Source organism: Mesorhizobium sp. M1A.F.Ca.IN.020.03.2.1, from assembly GCF_004023205.1.
In the GTDB taxonomy this organism is placed as follows: domain Bacteria; phylum Pseudomonadota; class Alphaproteobacteria; order Rhizobiales; family Rhizobiaceae; genus Mesorhizobium.
The window spans coordinates 1-17992 of sequence record NZ_RZSV01000112.1 but is presented as its reverse complement, the minus strand read 5'-3'; the positions used below and the strand labels follow the sequence as shown (position 1 = coordinate 17992).

The 17992-nt window shown below is 60.9% G+C and carries 19 protein-coding genes; 13 read left to right on the top strand and 6 right to left on the bottom strand.

Annotated elements, in window-relative coordinates; translation table 11 throughout:
* The 3 genes from EOA79_RS18405 to EOA79_RS18395 form a co-directional block, all read left to right on the top strand.
* The coding region (locus EOA79_RS18405) for a type I secretion C-terminal target domain-containing protein (RefSeq protein ID WP_128293143.1) at positions 1-2130 on the top strand (2130 nt) is incomplete at its 5' end.
* Positions 2131-2202: 72 nt separating this feature from the next.
* Positions 2203-2571: a hypothetical protein gene (locus tag EOA79_RS18400; RefSeq protein ID WP_095826434.1), complete on the top strand. Its 369-nt coding sequence runs from the start codon at positions 2203-2205 to the stop codon at positions 2569-2571.
* A 179-nt stretch (positions 2572-2750) separates the two neighbouring features.
* Positions 2751-4007, top strand: a complete 1257-nt coding sequence (locus tag EOA79_RS18395) for an ABC transporter substrate-binding protein (protein WP_128293141.1) — start codon at positions 2751-2753, stop codon at positions 4005-4007.
* Between the two features lie 9 nt (positions 4008-4016).
* Here the strand turns inward: EOA79_RS18395 and EOA79_RS18390 are convergent, their stop codons facing one another.
* The 5 genes from EOA79_RS18390 to EOA79_RS18370 are packed head-to-tail and all read right to left on the bottom strand — an operon-like array spanning position 4017 to position 8477.
* Entirely contained in the window at positions 4017-4562 is a 546-nt protein-coding gene (locus EOA79_RS18390) for a prepilin peptidase (RefSeq protein ID WP_095826436.1), read from the bottom strand.
* On the bottom strand, positions 4559-5107 hold the full coding sequence (locus EOA79_RS18385; protein ID WP_095814209.1) for a tetratricopeptide repeat protein: 549 nt from the start codon (positions 5105-5107) through the stop codon (positions 4559-4561). Before EOA79_RS18385 ends, EOA79_RS18390 begins: the two co-directional genes overlap by 4 nt.
* A 52-nt stretch (positions 5108-5159) precedes the next feature.
* Positions 5160-6110 carry a type II secretion system F family protein gene (locus EOA79_RS18380; protein WP_095826454.1) on the bottom strand — a complete coding sequence of 317 codons (951 nt, stop codon included), beginning with the start codon at positions 6108-6110 and terminating at the stop codon, positions 5160-5162.
* A 13-nt stretch (positions 6111-6123) separates the two neighbouring features.
* The gene (locus EOA79_RS18375; RefSeq protein WP_095826437.1) at positions 6124-7095 is read right to left on the bottom strand and encodes a type II secretion system F family protein; all 972 of its coding nucleotides are present in this window, start codon (positions 7093-7095) and stop codon (positions 6124-6126) included.
* A complete protein-coding gene (locus EOA79_RS18370; RefSeq protein WP_095826438.1) occupies positions 7095-8477 on the bottom strand; it encodes a CpaF family protein in 1383 nt (460 codons plus the stop codon). The genes EOA79_RS18375 and EOA79_RS18370 overlap by 1 nt, the downstream gene beginning before the upstream one ends.
* A 496-nt stretch (positions 8478-8973) precedes the next feature.
* Between EOA79_RS18370 and EOA79_RS18365 the strand changes: the two genes are divergently transcribed.
* From EOA79_RS18365 to EOA79_RS18320, 10 genes are all read left to right on the top strand, one after another.
* Positions 8974-9186 carry a Flp family type IVb pilin gene (locus tag EOA79_RS18365; RefSeq protein ID WP_095826439.1) on the top strand — a complete coding sequence of 71 codons (213 nt, stop codon included), beginning with the start codon at positions 8974-8976 and terminating at the stop codon, positions 9184-9186.
* Positions 9187-9292: 106 nt separating this feature from the next.
* Entirely contained in the window at positions 9293-10333 is a 1041-nt protein-coding gene (gene cpaB / locus EOA79_RS18360; protein WP_127215760.1) for a Flp pilus assembly protein CpaB, read from the top strand.
* 113 nt (positions 10334-10446) lie between these two features.
* Positions 10447-11829, top strand: coding sequence for a type II and III secretion system protein family protein (locus EOA79_RS18355; protein ID WP_245322564.1), 1383 nt, complete (start codon positions 10447-10449; stop codon positions 11827-11829).
* Positions 11816-12109 (top strand): hypothetical protein, encoded by a 294-nt coding sequence (locus tag EOA79_RS18350; protein WP_095826442.1) that lies wholly within the window; start codon positions 11816-11818, stop codon positions 12107-12109. Before EOA79_RS18355 ends, EOA79_RS18350 begins: the two co-directional genes overlap by 14 nt.
* Positions 12110-12168: 59 nt before the next feature.
* A complete protein-coding gene (locus EOA79_RS18345; protein WP_095826443.1) occupies positions 12169-13692 on the top strand; it encodes a pilus assembly protein TadG-related protein in 1524 nt (507 codons plus the stop codon).
* Between the two features lie 5 nt (positions 13693-13697).
* Positions 13698-14231, top strand: a complete 534-nt coding sequence (locus EOA79_RS18340; RefSeq protein WP_095826444.1) for a TadE/TadG family type IV pilus assembly protein — start codon at positions 13698-13700, stop codon at positions 14229-14231.
* Between the two features lie 41 nt (positions 14232-14272).
* Positions 14273-14875 carry a TadE/TadG family type IV pilus assembly protein gene (locus tag EOA79_RS18335; protein WP_245322565.1) on the top strand — a complete coding sequence of 201 codons (603 nt, stop codon included), beginning with the start codon at positions 14273-14275 and terminating at the stop codon, positions 14873-14875.
* Positions 14872-16035, top strand: a complete 1164-nt coding sequence (locus tag EOA79_RS18330; RefSeq protein ID WP_095826445.1) for an AAA family ATPase — start codon at positions 14872-14874, stop codon at positions 16033-16035. Before EOA79_RS18335 ends, EOA79_RS18330 begins: the two co-directional genes overlap by 4 nt.
* A gap of 55 nt (positions 16036-16090) precedes the next feature.
* Positions 16091-16654, top strand: coding sequence for a L,D-transpeptidase (locus tag EOA79_RS18325; RefSeq protein ID WP_095826446.1), 564 nt, complete (start codon positions 16091-16093; stop codon positions 16652-16654).
* On the top strand, positions 16651-17196 hold the full coding sequence (locus EOA79_RS18320) for a hypothetical protein (RefSeq protein ID WP_095826447.1): 546 nt from the start codon (positions 16651-16653) through the stop codon (positions 17194-17196). The genes EOA79_RS18325 and EOA79_RS18320 overlap by 4 nt, the downstream gene beginning before the upstream one ends.
* A gap of 43 nt (positions 17197-17239) precedes the next feature.
* On the opposite strand, the gene EOA79_RS18315 is transcribed toward EOA79_RS18320, so the two are convergent.
* Positions 17240-17776: a hypothetical protein gene (locus EOA79_RS18315; protein ID WP_095802505.1), complete on the bottom strand. Its 537-nt coding sequence runs from the start codon at positions 17774-17776 to the stop codon at positions 17240-17242.
* Between the last annotated feature and the right edge of the window lie 216 nt (positions 17777-17992).

The window sequence follows — 17992 nt, the reverse complement described above, 5'->3', positions numbered from 1 at the left end:
GCCTCGCCCGACGGCATCGCCACGCTCAGCATCGACGGCCACGCCTTCATCACCAACGGCGTCTTCAGCGCCGGCTCCTTCACCACGGCGCTCGGCAACACGCTCAACGTCACCGGCTACAATGCCGCAACCGGCGTCGTCAGCTACACCTACACGCTCAACGACAACGAGGCGCATGCCGCCGGCCAGGGCACCAACAGCCTGTTCGAGAACATGACCGTCTCGCTCACCGACCAGGACGGCCAGAACGCCACCGGCACGCTCTCCGTCAACATCGTCGACGACGTGCCGACGCTGAACAGCGTGCAGAGCCAGCAGGCCAGCAACGACCCCGCGCAGACGCCCGCCGTCGGGGCCATCAATTTCGTTCCCGGTGCTGACGGCGCCGGCGCGGCCATGACAATCACGGTCAATACAACCGGGTTGACCTCCAATGGGCACAATCTTGTCACAGAGCAGGTCGGCAACGTGCTGACGGCCTACGCCGACAACAACAACAACGGAAGCCACGACGCCGGCGACACGGCGGTCTTCACGGTCACGGTGAACACCGCGGCCGGCACCTCGGGGCAATACACCTTCGATCTGCTGGCCAAACTTGACGGCATGACAAGCAATGTCTCCATTGCCTCGAGCGGTTCATTCGGCGCCGGCCCCAGCAACTCCATCGTCGTCACGGCCGGCGGTCAGAACATCGTGATGGTGACCGGCTGGGCGCCCACGGATGCCGGCGGCATCTTCACTGGAGCTCATGAGGCTGCCTGGCTGGCAGGCGGCGATCCGTCGCTCGCGCAGACGTCCAATGTCAACGGCTCGACCGCCGGTTGGGGACTTGGCAACAACAACTTCGACGCGGGCGAGTTCATGCGCTTCGATTTCGGTGCGCCGAACGACTACGACGGCGCTGGCGGCTATACGCCCCCGGCCATCACCATGGCGAATGTCAGCTATGCCAAATTTTCGTTCGACGCGGTGAGCGCCAGCAACAAGGTCGAGTTCGTCGCCCACTACACCGACGGAAGCACCGCTTCCTTCATTCCAACGACCGGTGCGACGTCGCTGACCATCAATTCGCCTGCAGGCCTGCAGATCGCCTGGGTCGACGCATACGAGTCTTCGGGCAAGACCAAGCTCAACCTCACGGACGTCGGTGTGACATCGACCACGGTCGACCACACGATTCCGGTGACGCTGCAGCTTACGGACGGTGACGGCGACCAGACTGGAACGGCGAATTTCACTGTTCACGTCAAAGACGGCTTGACGCCTTTCGCCGTCGCCACCCCGGTGGTGCTCGACCTCAACCACGACGGAATCCAGACCACCGATCTCACGCACTCCACCGTTTCGTTCGACTACAACGGCGATGGTGTCGCCTCGAAGACCGCCTGGGTAGATTCGCATGACGGTATCCTGGCGATCGACCTCAATGGCGACGGCAAGGTGAACAACGGTTCGGAAATCGCCTTCACCCAACACGCCCCGGGTGCTGCGACCGACCTTGCCGCGCTCGAGCAGGTCTACGACACGAACCATGACGGCAAGCTGACCGTCGCCGACCACGACTTCGCGCAATTTGGTGTCTGGCAGGATGCCAATGGCAATGGCGTGTCGGACCCCGGTGAGTTCAAGAGCCTTGCCGCTTTGGGCATCGTCGAGATCGGACTGGAAAGCAACAACCAGCATTCGGTTTCGGCCGACGGCTCGGTCCTGACCTATGGCGAAGCAACTTTCACGACCGCCAACGGCGAGACGGGGGCGGTCGCCGATATCGGCTTCGGCAATTTCGATAGCGCCGCTTCCGGAGCTGCGTCGACAATGGCCGGCACTTCGGGCGCCGATACGTTCAAGCTGGACAGCCTGGACATCAAGGATCTGATCACCGACTACCACGGCTCGGAGGGCGACAAGATCGACCTCAGCGCCCTGTTCGACACCGCGCCTGCCGGCAATATCAACAACTACGTCCACTATAACAGCGAAACCAATACGGTGAGCGTGGACGCCAGCGGCTCGGGCAATCCCGCCAACTTCGTCGATGTCGCCGTTCTTCAGAACGCGCCTGCGGCCGGAACAATCAACATCCTTTACGACGACACGAACCATCAACAGCACACGGCCACGATTTAGTGCTTATGCGCGGCCGTGCTGCTATGCTAAGCGTTAGCGAACCGTGAATTCGCAATTTGGAGAGGGGCTTACATGAAACATTCCGCAAGACTGCTGGCTTCGGCCGTGGCGGTGCTGCTCGCCGGATCGACCGGCTTTGCCGCAGATATCATCGGCGAGCCGGCGGTGAATTATTGCCGCACCGTCGGCACCTCGGACCTGGTGCTGACCGACAACATGGTCGAGCTCAAGGACCATGTGGTGAAGCTGATGGACGAATCGGTCGCCGTCGCCAACAGCCCGGAATGGATCAACTCGTCGCGCCCCGCCTTCGTCTGGGCCTCGGAAGCCAAGGTCGCCTGCGGCAAGGCCTATGGCTATCTCAAGACCAACTACAAGGACGAGGACTACCTCAACAAGTGCGAATGCTTCCACGACCGCATGGTCGAGTACATGCACTGAGCTGACGGGCGCGCCGACCAGCTGCGATGATGGCCAAGAGAGCCTGCGCCGAGGCCGACGCTTGCGTGCGACCGGCGTGGGTCGCCACGCATGCCGGCGTGGCGCGGCGTTTCCGACGCGGGTTTTCGCGAGCGTTGGAGCGGTTCATCGTTTCCGGGAAACGCCGAACTGGTCCGGCTATGCGTTTTTGCGCAATCGCGGACGGGAAACCGCTGCGCACTTTTCCTGGAATTGCTGCGGCGCTCGCCTTTGCCGTTGTCGCGGCGATCTCCGGCTGCCAGTCGAAGAACGGCGCATCGGAGGTGCTGGATCCCGCGGCGATCGCCGCTCCGGCAAGCCAGGCCGGAGCCACCACCGCCGCGCCCGCGCAGCTGACCGCCAGTTCCGCAGCGACCGCCGCCCCCAAGGCCAATCTGACGCTCGGCACGGGCTCGACCAAGATCGCCATGCTTTTGCCGCTCTCCGCCCCCGGCAGCGCGGGCGAGAACGGCAGGAAGATGTATGATGCCGCGCGGCTGGCGATGGCCGATCTCGGCGACAAGCTGGTGACGCTGACGATCGAGGACACGCGCGGCGACAGCGGCTATGCCAAGGACCTGGCGGTGAAGGCGATCACCTCGGGCGGCGTGAGAATCGTCATCGGGCCGGCCGGGCTTGCGGCGGCGCAGCACCTTGCCAAGCTCTCCGGCACGCAGCGGCCGCCGGTGCTGGCGTTGGCCGACAATTTCGCCGGCGGCCCCGGCGTCTATTCGGTGCGGCTCAGCGAAGCCGACAGCGCGGCGGCGGGCGCGGCAGCGGTCGCCAGCAAGGGCGCCAAGAAATTCGTGCTCCTGGTGCCGGCGGGCGCGAACGCCGGCGCCGTCGAGGCGCGGGTCGCCAACGCGCTCAGCATCTATGGCGCGACGCTTGCCGTGACGCTTCCCTATTCGGCGTCGGACGCCGCCAAGGTGGTGTCGGACATGGGCTCGCTGGTCGAGGCGCCCGACGCCGTCGTCGTCGCCAGCGGCGACGGCAGCCCTGTCGCTGTGCTGGCGGCGCTTAAGGCGAAGGGTATTCCTGGCAAGGCCGTGAACCTGATCGGCACCGAGCGCTGGCTCGAGCGCCCGATCGATCCGCTCTATGAGGGCGCCTATATCGCGACGCTCGACCAGAGCGAGAGCGGACCGATCGCCGACCGTTTCAAAGCGACCTACAACTACCAGCCCGACGTCAACGTCGCCTACGCATACGATATGGTGGCGATGTCGGCCGGCATAGCAAGCTCGGTCGGCCCGAACGGTTTCTCCAAACAGGTGCTCGAGAACGCCAGCGGCTTCCGCGGCTCGACCGGCCTGTTCCGCTTCCGCGCCGACGGCTCGAGCCAAAGATCGATGCCATTTTTCAAGGTGGAGAAAGGTAGACTGAAGCTGGTGGAGAAACAGACCGCGGGGTTTTGAAAGCGCTGGCTAGTTAAGCTGCCCTAGAACCCCGGAGCTACTGGCCAGTGCCACATTGGCATAGATCTGAAACGCGATCGTGCAGATCGCAGCTGCCGAGATTGGCACGCCGAAAGGCACGACGCCTTTGCGATCCAGGTGCTGCACATAATGGCGGAACATCCCGGCCGGCAAAAGAAAAGGATTCTTTACCAGGACCGCTGTAGCGACTGCGAAACCCAGCAGAAACACCGAAAAGACGACGAGACCGCTTCCTCCAATCAGAAACGGTGTGACCGCCATCAGCTTCACATCGCCGGCACCGACCTTGCGCAGAACCCAGAACGGAAAGAGCGCGATGAACAGGACCAAGCCGGCAATGGCGCTCAAGCCCATGTCCCACCATGACCCCGCCTGAACCGACAAAAGTTGGAGCGAACCGAGGCCCAGGCAAAGCAACAGTAGAACGTCGCGGTTGGAGATCTTCTGGGTCGAGAAATCGACCCAGGCGACCCTAGCAAGCAGTGGAATGGCTAAAGCCTTGAGCAGCAGCGACGCGGCAAGCAAAAGGCTCATGACCGCTCGATGTTCCGCACGCTGGACGACAGAAGCTTCAGATTGTTGGCCACGGTTGGATCGTTGGGGGCGAGTTCATAGGCCTTGAGGAAATTCGCCCGCGCGTCCTGCAGCTTGCCGCGCAGGAGATAGGAATAGCCGACGTTGTTGTAGTATTCAGGGGTCGCACCGAGCAGCTTGTAGGCCCGCCTATAAGCCATGTCGGAAAGATCGAAACGACGAATGCGGTCGCAGGAAGCGGCGAGGCCCAACCAGGCGACGCCATCGTTGGGCGCCAGCCGCGTCGCCTTGTAGAACAAGGCGCCGGCATTGCCGTAGTTCTCGGAGCGAAACTGGGTCTTGGCCTCGGTGACCGCCTGGTCCGAGGCATAGTAGTCGACATCGCTGACCGTCTTCAGCCCATCAAAGGCGTCGCCGAAGGCGGTGTAATCGCCTTTCGCGGGTTCGTTGGTGCGCACGACACCGTCGCTGGGATCGGTCTGGCAACCGGCCAGCAACATAGTCAACACACCAGCAGCGGCCGCGAGGCGTATTTTCCCTGTCATTCTGTCCCCCAGGGGTCCCCCGACTCAGTTCAGAACCTAAGCATACGACGGCTTAGAAGAAAATGCCCTTCATTCGAATGATGATCGGCAACAGGACAATCATCAAAACCACAGGAAACACGCAGACGCCGAGCGGTATCATCATCTTCACCGGCAACGCGTTGCCCCGCTCTTCGGCGCGCAGAATTCTCTTGCTGCGCATCTCGTCGCTGTAGACGCGTAGAGCTTCCGTGAGGCTCGTGCCCAGTTCTTCCGACTGCCGGAACAGCACGGCCAGAGCGCGCGCCTCCTCAAGCCCCAGTCGATCGGCGAGGTCGCGTAGGGCCTCCCGAAGAGGCTTGCCGGCTCGCAGTTGCAGGTTCATGATCGACAACTGGATGCCAAGCCATCTATGCGTGCCGGCCAACTCAGTTGTCACACGCTCGACAGCCGCCTCCAAGCTCATGCCGGCATCGGCGCAGGTGATCATCATGTCCATAAAATCGGGAAACCCACGACGATAAGTTTCCTTCTGTCCATTTTCGAAACGATCGAGCGCGATGCTGGGAATGACTAAGCAGGCAAGACCAAACAGAGCTGCCACTGCGAATACAAAAATTCCTGGAATTTGCGGTGGGACGACAGCTGACAATCCAGCGTAACAACCAAGAAAGCCAATGCCCACGGCCGCGATGCGCGACAGCGTATAAACAGCCGGTGCGCTAGACTGATAGAATCCTGCGCGAAAGAGCTTTGCCTCCAGGGCATTCGGTTCACCACGCTCCTTCTCGACCGAACGGAAATATGCATCGACTGGACGCTGAGCTGCAATCTTGGCGAGTTGGTCCTGCCCGGCAAGCGATCGGCGGCTGGCGATCCCTTCTGACAGTAAGCTCTGCGAGACCAGCTTCCGGGTTTGAAGTGCAGGGAGGAAGATCAGCGCGACGAACAGGAAAAGGGCCGCCGCTGCCAGGAACACTGCGATGGATATCAGGAAGCCTAGATTCTGGATACTCGAAAACAGGTTTATGCTCCCGTCAAAAATCGAAGTTGACCATGCGGTACATAATGAAGTCACCCAGCAGGGCCCAGACCCCAAAGATCACGAAAGCAGGCATTAGGAGAGGATTGTTCCAAATGTCACCGTAGTAGCTGGGAGCGATAATCATGAGGAGGCCGAACATCACTAGTGGAAACAAGGAAATGATCCAGGCCGAGACCCGGCCTTCAGCAGACAATGCCCTGATCTTCAAGCGTAGCTTCTGGCGCTCCCGCAACACGGTTGAGAGATTTGCGAGGATTTCGGTAAGATTGCCGCCAGTCTTGGCCTGAATCGATAAGGACACCGACAGCAGGTGCAGGCCCTCAAAACCGACGCGTTGCGACAGTTTTCGAACCGCATTTTCAAGACTAAGCCCAAATGTGATCTCGTCCGAAACGATACCGAATTCGGTGCCGAGCGGGTCCGGCATTTCGCGAGCGACAAGCCCCATGGCTACAGTTGTGGGATGCCCGGCTCGCAGCGAACGCACGATCATGTCGAGTGCGTCGGGAAGCTGTGCAGCAAATTTCTGGATGCGCTTGTTGCGCGCGCGCCGTAGCACCAGCAACGGAAGCGCGATCCCCACAATCAAAAAGACCAACAGCCCAGCCACCGACGAAAACCCGAACATCATTGGCAACATCAGTGCCAACGCCAGTCCTGCCAATAGAAACAGCGAAGCGAATACTAAGGGATTTCCAGTGACACCCGACTGCGTATACAATCGGTTCAAGGCGATCATGCCGAAAATGTAGTCACCGGACGCCGTCAATCCGCGCTCTCGCAGCAAGCCCTGCAGCGCTTGTTCCGCTGGGGCTTCCTCAGTGAGCCGCGCGAGACGTCGATTAATCGTACCGGCTCGGACACGGCGCGCAGCGTAGGACAAATAAAACGACTCGGCCGCGAGGATAACTGACGCAGCAGCCAAAACGTAGACGAAGTAAAGTAGAGTCTGACCCGTCGGCATCAAAGCGGAACCTGCGGATTGAAAGCGTCTTTTGCGAAATGGTGTCCTAGCGTTATCGCCTCCTGAGCGAATCGTGGGCGAACACCGGTTGCGCGGAACTCGCCAACAATGGTGCCGTCCGGGGCTACATCCCGACGGACGAACTGATAGATCTCCTGGAGCTGGACGACATTGCCTTCCATCCCGGTAATCTCTGAGATGGAAACGACGCGCCGGCCACCATCGGAAAGGCGCTGCGTCTGCACGATGATATTGATGGCGGAGGCGATCTGAGCGCGGATGGATTCATGCGTCATCGGCATACCGGCCATGCCGACCATCTGCTCCAGGCGCGATATGGCATCGCGCGGCGTGTTGGCGTGGATTGTCGTCATCGAGCCTTCATGGCCGGTGTTCATGGCCTGCAGCATGTCGAAGGCCTCCTCGCCGCGCACCTCGCCGACGATGATGCGATCCGGCCGCATGCGCAACGCGTTCTTCAACAACTCACGCTGGCGAACCTCCCCCCTGCCCTCGACATTGGGGGGGCGGGTTTCCAACCGACCGACATGCGGCTGTTGCAGTTGCAGTTCCGCCGCATCCTCGATCGTAACTAGGCGTTCCTTGGCCGGTATGTAGCTCGAAAGCGCGTTGAGCAGCGTCGTCTTGCCACTGCCTGTGCCGCCTGAAACGAGGAGCGATTTGCGCGCCTGCACGGCGATCCGCAGAAGGTCGATCATTGGTTGGCGGATCGAATTAAATGCCATCAAGCGTTCCAGCGAATAGGGATGCTTGGAGAATTTGCGGATGGACACCAGCGGACCGTCGACCGAGATCGGGCGGACCGCGATGTTGACGCGCGAGCCGTCGTCCAGGCGAGCATCGACCATCGGCGCGGATTCATCGACTCGCCTGCCAATGTTCGAAACGATCTTGTTGATGACGCGCAGCAGATGCGCCTCGTCGCGGAAGCGAATCGAGGTCTCCTCGAGCACGCCGCGGCGCTCGACGAATACTCGCGCGTGGGTGTTGATGAGGATATCGGCGATCGAATCATCTTTGAGCAAGGGCTCGATCGGACCCAGCCCCAGCATCTCGTCCGCCGTGTCGCTGGTTAGTTGATCCAGTTCTCGCGCATTCAACGGCACGTTGCGGCCGCGTACGAATTCACGCACGATCGGCCGGATTTCATTGAGGATCTCGTCCTTTGACGCAGTTTCGAGAACTGCGAGGTTGAACCGGTCAATGAGATGGCTATGCAGCTCGACCTTGAGCGTCAGGAAATCGTCATTCTGATCGGCTTCTGTCGCGAGCACGTTCACCGGTCCATTCAATGCAGGGACGACTGGTGCCGGCTGCGGGGCCCGCTGCTCATTCGATCCTTTGATGAAGCGCCCCAACATGTCACCGAACCCTGCTGATTTCCCCGACGTTGAAACTAAGCATTAACCACGACGGGCACAAGCGGCCTGAAGGCCACACTAGATGTATTACTTGTTACATAGTTAAGAAATCGAGCTATGAGAAACCGTTTTATTTTGCACTGCCTCTCCCTACCGACCAAGGTCCTAGGACCTTTGCCGATATCCGTGGCAATGCGCCCTCTAACCTCCTTAATATAAAGGGATATGTTATATATCTAATGTTGTACGCGGGACGGCACGGTTGTGGCCGAATTGTGAATGAATGGTTAAGACGGGTTGAAAATCGAAGCGAATCAAGCATTTGTAAAAACTGAAGGAGTGAAAAATCCAGTATTGAAAGGTTAAGGGACTGTTAATCCGTTTGACTCGCCTTTTTTGTGGGACAAGGATTGAACGTGACGGGGGATGCTTTGGTATGGGGTTCATTCCTTGGCTCTGTCTCGTCGGGTTCAAACCTCCAAAGGGAGAAATTGGCATGAAGAAGCTCATGACGATGGCCCGGCAGTTCCGCGACGACGAAAACGGCGCTGCCATGGTCGAATATTCTATTCTGGTCGGCATCATTGCTGGCGCTGCGATTCTCATCATCGTCGGCATTGGCTTGTGGGTGAACGGCCGCTTTACCGGCCTGTGCACCACCTTGAATGCCAGCGGCATTGGCACCTGCGGCGCTGGCGTCGGCAGCTAAGCAACGCGAGGTTGTCAGGCCCGGTGAAGGCAATCCGGGCCTGACAACTAGGACGGGCCGCGTCGGGCGATGCGGTCGAACAAAATAAGGCCTTGGGGTTGGGCTCATGCGCGCCAATACAGTTATAATGATTGTTCTCGCCGGCGTGTTCGGTGTTTTGGCTGTCGTGCTCGCCAATATCTGGCTGGCCAACCAGCGCAACGCCATGGCGCAATCCAATGGCGTGCAAGCGAGCACCATCGTAGTCGCGGCGATGCCGCTGAAATTCGGCGATGCATTGAGCGCCGACAAATTGCGCGAAATTCCTTGGCCCGCCGGTGCAGTCCCGTCTGGGTCTTTCAAGACTATCAAGGATGCCTTGGCCGGCAATGGAGCCAGGCAGGCGCTACAATCCATCAGTGCCAACGAACCGATCCTCTCAGCCAAGATCACCGGACCAGGCCAGCGGGCCACCCTGTCGGCGGTGCTGGGAGAGGGCATGAAGGCCGTGTCCATTCGCGTCAACGACGTGCTGGGCGTCGCCGGCTTCGTGTTCCCGGGCGACCGGGTCGATGTGCTATTGACGCGCACGGTCCGCGACGGAGGCGGCGGGGAAAAGAGTTTTGTCGACGTGCTCCTGCAGAGCGTCAAGGTGCTGGCAATCGACCAGGTCGCCGACGAAAGCAAGGACAGCCCGACCGTGGCCAAGGCAGTGACGGTCGAAGTCGACACCAAGGACGCGCAGAAGCTGACTTTAGCCGCCGGAGCGGGTCAGTTGTCGTTGGCCCTGAGGCAGGCAGCAGGCAGCCGGGGAGAAACGACAGAGCGAGTAACGCTCGCCGACCTGGTCGGCGATACTCCGGAGGACGTTGCCAAACGGCAGGCGGAACTCGACAGGCAGAAGGCCGCGGAAGCCGCCGCCGCCGAAGAGCGTAAGCGCGCCAACGACAAGATCGATGGATTGGCCCAAGCGGTGGAGCGGGTCGGAAGCCAGATTGACGAATTGAGCAAAGTCAAGCCGACGCCTGCTGTTGCGCCCGAACCACAGGTGCAACAAGTTGTCAAGGAAGTCGTCAAATATGTGCAGCCGGAACCGCCGGCCCGCGCTACAATCGGTGTCTTTCGAGGTGTAAAACTCGAAACATACGATGTGCCGCGACAAAAGTAACGCTGGCATATTAGGGTGAGGGGTCCGAATCAGCCAGCGAGGGGGTAGCGTAGATGCGTGCGTTCTGGGGACCACTTACGGCGGCTGCTTTGGTATTGTCCTGTGCATTGCCGTTGAGTTTCGCGGTTCATGCGGCCGACCGCTTCATCGACGTGTCGAGCCCGTCGCTACACCGCGTGTTCATCCCCGTCTCGCAATCGGCGACGATCCAGGTGAACGCCACACTGGGCGACATCGTCGTTGGCGACGAAAAGATCGCCGATGCGCAGCCGATGACAGACAAGACGCTCTACATCATCGGCAAGAGCCTCGGCACCACCACCGTCAATCTGTTTTCCGAGGACAAGCGCTCGCTGGGCGCCATCCAGATCGAGGTCGGCCAGGATGTCAGCGACATGGCGGCCGCCATCCGCCAGGTGGCGCCGAAGGCGCGCATCGAAATCGGCTCCATCAACGGCAAAGTTCGGCTGAGCGGCCATGTCAAGGACGCCGCGACCCTGGCGCAAATCGTCGAGGTCACGCAGCAATATGGGCCGGACTCGATCATCAACGCCGTCACCATCGATGACAGCGAGCAGGTCAATCTTTCGGTACGCATCCTGGAGGCCAAGCGAAATGCCGGCCGTGACCTAGGCGTGTCATTCAAGAGCACGAACAGGAGCGGAACGTCAAAGGTTGGCACTGGCATTGCCGCGGTCGATGAAGACGGTGCAGTGCTTGGGTCAGGGACGCTGCTCAGTGGCCTCCTTTCCAACTCCACTCCGTTCGGAGCACTGCTGACGCGCGTCATCGACAGCAACATCAAAGTCGACATGTATATCGAAGCACTCGAGTCGAAGGGATTGGTGCGACTGCTGGCCGAACCGAATCTCACCACGGTCTCCGGCGAAACCGCGAGTTTCAACGCCGGCGGCGAAGTACCAATCCGCAGCGTCAACAGCCAGGGCGAGATCGAGATCCAGTTCAAGCAGTTCGGCGTCAATCTGAACTTCACGCCGGTGGTGCTCGACGACGGCAAGATCCATATGAAGCTTGCGCCGGAAGTGAGCGACCTGACCGGCTTCACGCCCGCCGGCGATCCGATCTTCACCAACCGCAAGCTGGCGACCACAGTCAACCTACGCGACGGTCAGAGCTTCGCGGTTGGTGGGCTGCTCTCCAGCAAGAACACAAGGCTTCAAGACCAGGTGCCATGGCTCGGCCAGGTGCCGATCATCGGGGCGCTGTTCAAGAATTCGAGCACGCAGAAGGAAGAGACGGAGCTGGTCGTCATCGTCACGCCGCATCTGGTGCGGCCGGTCAAGCCCGGCGAACAACTGGCGACGCCATTCGACAAGACAAGGCCGGCCAACGACCCGGAACTTTTCCTGCTCGGCCAGCTCGAAGTCAGCAAGGACATGATCAGGAAGTATGAGCTGGGCGACGGCGTCACTGGTCCCTATGGCCACATGCTGGATGTGAAATCGAAGGACAAGCTGGTCTATGTCAAGAAATAAGCTCCTGTTCGTCCTGCTCGGTTCCAGCCTGCTTGGAGGCTGCGCCGCGGACTATCTGAACAACTACGACACGATGACGTTAGCGTCGGGCGATTCGCAGAAAGCCAACCAGCTGCTGCAGACGGTTGATCCGTACAATCCAGCTTCCAACAACACGAAGATCGAAGGCGACGGGGCGCGGTCCGTCGCGGTCGTTCAGAAATATAAGCTTCCGCCGACGGCTGCGGCGGCACCGGCAACGAACATGACGGTTGGAACGTCGAGCGCGAGCAATGAGTGAAATGAGGCGGTGAAGCGGGCGTTCGAGGAGCCTGCTACATAGGGGTAAAGGGTAAGGCCATGCTGCGGGTTATTCGCGCGTTCTGGCACGACCAAGGGGGCATAGCGCTCATTCTTGTCGCCATCATGCTGCCGGCTATTGTTGGTCTTTCGGTCCTTGCTATAGACATGAGCCGCGCGAACAACCTGCACAATGATCTGCAGAAGGGCTCTGATGCCATGGCGCTCGCCGCCGCGGCCGAGCTCGACGGCCGCGCCGATTCAATCACCAGGGCCGATAGGGCGCTCGCAAATCTGGTGACCAACCACTACAGATTCTCCGGTCCAACCGGCGTCGACCAGGTTCTTCAGGCTGCCGGTGTGACCAGACGCTACCTGCGGTCGCTGCCAGCCTCAGACATTCTTCCTATCACGTCCGCAAACATCATCACAGACGAAGTGGCCGGGGCGCTCGAGGCCCGCTACATTGAGGTCACCGCCACACCGGTCGGGTTCTGGTCGATGTTCCCGATCTCGTTCATCAGCGGCAACACCAGCGACAACTCCTTCAACGTGGGATCGGTTTCGGTTGCCGGCTTCACCCGTGGCGTCTGCGATTTCACGCCGGTCTATATTTGTAACCCGTACGAGGGCTCGGGCGACACCATCTATTCCGTGGCGGCTGACCCAACAAAGCGGCGCCGTCTCATCGAGCTGCGCCAGCAGGGAGGCAATACGGCGCAGAACTCGCCTGGAAATTATGGGTTCCTGCAACCACCGGACGGTACCGGCGGCGCCAATGCGATCAGGGACATGATCGCCAAGACCAAGTCGGCAGCCTGTTACAATTCGCGCGGCGTCCTCCTGCGACCGGGCTTCATCGCCACGGTCCGAGACGCTTTGAACGTGCGTTTCGACGTCTACAACGGGTCGATGAACGGCAATAAGAACAATGCCGACTACGCGCCGGGCGAAAACGTGCGCAAAGGCTATCAGATGCCGTCGAAGGGCAATGGGAATGCTTGCAACGCTGATCTCGCCAGCCCGCCAGACCCTACCAAGTATGATGCCTTCCCGCGCGACAACTGCTTTTCGACCGGCTGCTCGATAGCGAACGGCCGCGTGGGTGATGGCAACTGGAACTTTGACCAGTACTGGAGCACCAATTTTGCAACGACGACCAACCCTGTCAGCGTCTCGAAACCCGTCGGCGCCGATGGCGTGAACCCGGCGAGCAACACCAACCAGCCGACCCGCTACAGCGTCTACCGCTACGAAATCGCGCAGGGCATCGTTAACCACCCATCGAACGGCGGTGAGCGCGGGACACCGGCCTGTTCGAATAACTCGGTCTCCAATCCAGACCGCCGCATCCTCTATGGCGCCATCCTGAATTGTCAGGCCCTGGCAGCGGCCGGCTTGATGGGCGGTGGCAACTCCTCACCGCCGCTACCAGTCGAGGCCTTCGCCAGCTTTTTTATCACGGAGACGGTCGAAAGCGGTTCGGACCAAACCATCAGGGTCGAGCTTGTAGACGTCACCGGTCGTGAGGGCCAAGGGACACTTGATAAATTCCTGCGCGACGAAGCGCAGCTCTATCGGTGACAGCCATGGCGCAGGCATTGTCCCGCATGGTCCGTCGTTTCCGCCGAGATGAGCGCGGCACCGTGCTGGTCGAGATGGCGATCGTCGCGCCACTGATGTTCATCCTGTCGGCAGGCGTGTTCGAGTTCGGCAATCTAATCCATCAGAAGCTTCTAATGGAAGCCGGGCTCAGCGATGGCGCGCGGTTCGCCGCGCGCTGCAATAGCCAGCTTTATACCGATGCCGGGCTCGCCGCGATCAACTGCGCCAATGTCGCCACCAACATCATCGTCTTCGGCAATGTGGCCGGGACCCCGCCGGCGCGCATCAAAGGCTGGACGACATCGGATGTCACGGTGACAATCGCCGATCCGGCCGACTGCAAAAACACTGTGGATCCCGGCACTGGCACCGTCCTTTACCTATCGACGACGTCCCAGGTTTGCATCGTCACGGCCTCGGGCACCATCAATTATAGTGGCGTCGGCTGGCTGTCGCTGCTCAATATCGGCCCAATCACGCTGACGGCCAGTCATCAGGAGCGGTTGATCCGATTCTGATGATGCTCAAGCGGTTCGCAAGATCGGAGGAGGGAGCGGCGATGGTCGAAATGGCCATCGCCATAACTTTGCTGCTTACCCTCACCCTCGGCTTCGTCGATTTTGGCTATGCCTTCTATCAATGGAACGCGGCGACCAAGGCAGTACAGGTAGGCGCACGTTTGGCGTCGATCTCGGATCCCGCCGTAAACGCAATGACACTTGCGGCGGCCGATCCAGCTACAAATCCGGGGGCGCCAATCACCGCCGGAACGTACTCATTCCAATGCAAATATTCTGGCAGTACGGGCTCGTGCAACGGCAATACGGCGATATTCAATTCCGCCGCTTTCAGTCGAATTTTTCGCGGTGACACCGCCGAGACCAACGACAATACTTGTCCTGTCGTGCAGCCAGGGCAACGCCCCGGTATGTGTCAGTTCTTTCCTAGATTGAATCGCGACAACATCGTCGTGACCTATGCAGCTACTGGCCTAGGCTATCAGACACGGCAAGGTGGCCCGGTTCCGACCATCACCGTCAGCCTGCAGAACATCAACTTCCAGTTCTTTTTCCTGGGCGGTCTGCTCGGGTTCGGCGATATGACCATGCCTTCCATGCTCAGTACAGTAACGGGTGAAGATTTAAAGAGTACATCGCCATGAACGCCATCGACACCAGAGTGCTGCCGACGAAACGCAAGCAGGTCGCGCTGTTTTCGTCCGATGCGAATTTCAGGCACGATGTAACCACGCGGCTCGACGCGCTGGCGATCTACGACGTCAAGGTTTCGGAGGCGGTCGAGTTCCTCAAGGGGCCGCCGGTCGATGCACGTCCCGGCATCATTATCCTCGATCTCGGCGACGGCGAGCTGCTCGGCAACAATGCCCTTGTCGAGGCGCGTTCGACCTGGGCTTCGGTGCCGCTGATAGCGGTCTCGGGCGAGCTGACGTCCGAGCAGACGCGGGTGCTGGTGCGCATGAATGCGTCGGACTGGCTGCACAAGCCGCTCGACGCCAAGGAGCTGCTCAACGCCGTCACCTTCCACGACACCGGCAACCAGGGCACCAAAAGCCGCATCGTCACCTTCATTGCCGCCAGCGGCGGCGCCGGAGCGACGACGCTGGCCATCTCGGCGGCCGAGCACCTCGCGTCGAAATCGGCCGAGCGGGCGGCGTCGACCTGCCTGGTCGACCTCGACTTCCAGAGCGCCAATTGCGGCGCCTATCTCAACCAGTTCAACCAGTTCGACCTCGCCGGCATCATCGGCCAGCCCGAGCGGCTCGATGTCGAGCTGATGGACGTCATCAAGCTGTCGCGGCCATCGGGCCTCACGCTCTATTCCTTCGAGCGGCCGCAATTGCCGTTCGAGCCGCGCGGCGCCGATTTCGTCTTCCGGCTGCTCGACCTCGTCGCCTACCGCTTCGACGACATCGTCATCGACCTGCCCAACATCGAGACGCCGTGGCACGAGTCGGTGCTGCGCACCAGCGACGAGATCTTCATCGTCTTCGAGCTCAACGTCGCCTCGCTCAGGCAGGGCAAGCGGCTCTACAAGAAGATCCGCGAATTGCGCGGCAACGGCGTCTCGATCACGCTCGTCGCCAACAAGCACAAGCGCAAATGGTTCGGCAACCACTTCTCGCGCAGCGAGCTGGAGAAGATCTTCAAGGCGCCGCACATCAAGTCGCTGGTGCTCGACAACGCGCTGCTGGCCGACGCGCTGAACCGCGCCATCCTGCCCTCGGAGGTGGACGGGCGGGCCCGCTTCAACAAGGACCTGAAGCGCATGTTCAAGGAGCGGCTGGACAATGCCCAGCGCTAGAGCAACTCCAGGAGATCCGGGCAGCGGTTTTCCATCAGGAATTGCGAGAACGCAAATGCGGCGGATAGCGACACGCCTGGCCGGCGCCTGCCTGATCGGCATCGCGCTGGCGGTGCCTTGCGATCTCGCGGAAGCCGGATCGGGACTGCCGCCGCTTCCCGCCATGGGCCCCAGCCTGCGCAAGACGGTCGCCTTGCAGACCGGCGAGCAGCCGGGAACGATCATCATCCGCAAAAACGAGAAGGCGCTCTATCTGGTCACGAACAAGAGCCAGGCGCTGCGCTACCAGATCAGCGTCGGCCGCGACGGCTTCGGCTGGACCGGCACCGTCAAGGTCGCAGCCAAGACCGAATGGCCGGAATGGCGCCCGCCCAAAGAAATGCGCGTCCGCCAGCCGGAGCTGCCGGCGATGGTGCCCGCCGGTCCCTACAATCCGCTCGGCGCCAGGGCGCTCTATCTGTCGCGCGACGGGCGCGACACGCTCTATCGCATCCATGGCACCAACGATCCCAAAGGTGTCGGCTTCGACGGCACGTCCGGATGTTTTCGGCTGACGAACACGGATGTGATAGATCTCTTCAAGCGCGTCGCGGTGGGCGCAAAGGTGGTGGTTGAATGACGATGATCAGCGAGGCGGATATTCCGGCAATCGAACTCAGCGAACGGGAAAAGGCGCCGGGCAGGCCGAGCCGGGCGAGAACCATCGGCGTGGTCGCGGCCGGCGCGGTCCTCGTCACCGCCATCAACGTCACCGCCGCCTTCTATCTCTATCGCGGCGTCAACGACCTTCGGGCATTGGAGGCGCGGCTGGACCAGCTCGGCCAGTTCGAGCAGAGGATCGGCGCGCGCATCGATACCGTCAACAACGGCTTTCAGAGCCGGTTCGAGACGCTGGACCGGCAGCTGCAGGCGAGTTTCGGCCAGATAAACGGCAATCTTTCCCGGCTTGAGCAGAGCCAGCCCGTCGCCGCCGACGCCGAGCCGCCGCGGGCGCCAGAGCCCAGTTTCGCCAACACGACCGTGGCCGAGGCCTCGGCAGGTGAAAACCCCTCCGTCGGCGCGCCGGCATTCAAGGGCAAGGCCGCGCCGCCCGGACCCAATCCGTCCTATCAGCGCATCCAGCAGGCCGACGGCAAAGTCTACTACAAGAAGATCAACTGACGCGGCATCGGGCGATAGCGGAAGGCATTCCGATCAGCGGGGTCTACAGATCACGCTGCAGCGCCAGGATGCGGACGGCGCGGGCTTCGGCGCGCAGCCTCGCCTCGCGCAGGAAGGCGACATGGCAATAGGCGCAGGCCGCAAGGCCAAGGCACAGCACCATGCAGTTTTTCAAGCTGAAGTCGATCGCCAGCGAGAATTGAAAGCCGCGCGGCGCCGTGAAATTGGCGATCGTGCTCGCCGTTTCCGAACGGCTGCCGGCCGCTATCATCAGACCGGCGAACATCAGAGCGGCATGGTTGGCGAGGAAAAAGCCGGCGGATCTCTTGGCATGGCAAGCCATCCAGCAGGCGCCTGACGCAACGACGATGACGGCGGCATCGACGGCCATCGAGCCGCCGAGATAGAAGTCCACCTGCTGCCAGAACATCGTCGAGAAGGGGCGCAGCTCGAGCCAGATGCGCCACATGGTCGGGCTGGCCGAATAGGTTCCGAGCAGAAACGTCGCCGTCCGTTCCGCCGCCAGCAGGAACAGCATGAGAGCCGGGAAGGCAAAGAGCAGTGTCGGCTTGCGCGTCATGTCATCCCCCTCGACATCCGATGCTCGATTGTAGGCCGCATTGGTTGCGCGAGACTTAACGCAAAGCCTTGCTTTTCAAGCGATGTCATCGGCGCCTAATGTATGATCCGGTGAAACGACGAGGCGGCGCTTTGGGCGAGGCGAAATCGACCGGCCGGCTTGCCACGACGCTCGGCAGCCTCGGGCTGGTCGCCGGCGCGCTGCTGGTCGCCGCAT

Bases quoted from the DNA above. Each gene is read 5' to 3' on its own strand.
- EOA79_RS18400 (WP_095826434.1), top strand. From the start codon at position 2,203: ATGAAACATTCCGCAAGACTGCTGGCTTCGGCCGTGGCGGTGCTGCTC.
- EOA79_RS18395 (WP_128293141.1), top strand. From the start codon at position 2,751: ATGCGTTTTTGCGCAATCGCGGACGGGAAACCGCTGCGCACTTTTCCT.
- EOA79_RS18390 (WP_095826436.1), bottom strand. From the start codon at position 4,562: ATGAGCCTTTTGCTTGCCGCGTCGCTGCTGCTCAAGGCTTTAGCCATT.
- EOA79_RS18385 (WP_095814209.1), bottom strand. From the start codon at position 5,107: ATGACAGGGAAAATACGCCTCGCGGCCGCTGCTGGTGTGTTGACTATG.
- EOA79_RS18375 (WP_095826437.1), bottom strand. From the start codon at position 7,095: ATGCCGACGGGTCAGACTCTACTTTACTTCGTCTACGTTTTGGCTGCT.
- EOA79_RS18370 (WP_095826438.1), bottom strand. From the start codon at position 8,477: ATGTTGGGGCGCTTCATCAAAGGATCGAATGAGCAGCGGGCCCCGCAG.
- EOA79_RS18365 (WP_095826439.1), top strand. From the start codon at position 8,974: ATGAAGAAGCTCATGACGATGGCCCGGCAGTTCCGCGACGACGAAAAC.
- cpaB (WP_127215760.1), top strand. From the start codon at position 9,293: ATGCGCGCCAATACAGTTATAATGATTGTTCTCGCCGGCGTGTTCGGT.
- EOA79_RS18350 (WP_095826442.1), top strand. From the start codon at position 11,816: ATGTCAAGAAATAAGCTCCTGTTCGTCCTGCTCGGTTCCAGCCTGCTT.
- EOA79_RS18345 (WP_095826443.1), top strand. From the start codon at position 12,169: ATGCTGCGGGTTATTCGCGCGTTCTGGCACGACCAAGGGGGCATAGCG.
- EOA79_RS18340 (WP_095826444.1), top strand. From the start codon at position 13,698: ATGGCGCAGGCATTGTCCCGCATGGTCCGTCGTTTCCGCCGAGATGAG.
- EOA79_RS18335 (WP_245322565.1), top strand. From the start codon at position 14,273: ATGGTCGAAATGGCCATCGCCATAACTTTGCTGCTTACCCTCACCCTC.
- EOA79_RS18330 (WP_095826445.1), top strand. From the start codon at position 14,872: ATGAACGCCATCGACACCAGAGTGCTGCCGACGAAACGCAAGCAGGTC.
- EOA79_RS18325 (WP_095826446.1), top strand. From the start codon at position 16,091: ATGCGGCGGATAGCGACACGCCTGGCCGGCGCCTGCCTGATCGGCATC.
- EOA79_RS18320 (WP_095826447.1), top strand. From the start codon at position 16,651: ATGACGATGATCAGCGAGGCGGATATTCCGGCAATCGAACTCAGCGAA.
- EOA79_RS18315 (WP_095802505.1), bottom strand. From the start codon at position 17,776: ATGACGCGCAAGCCGACACTGCTCTTTGCCTTCCCGGCTCTCATGCTG.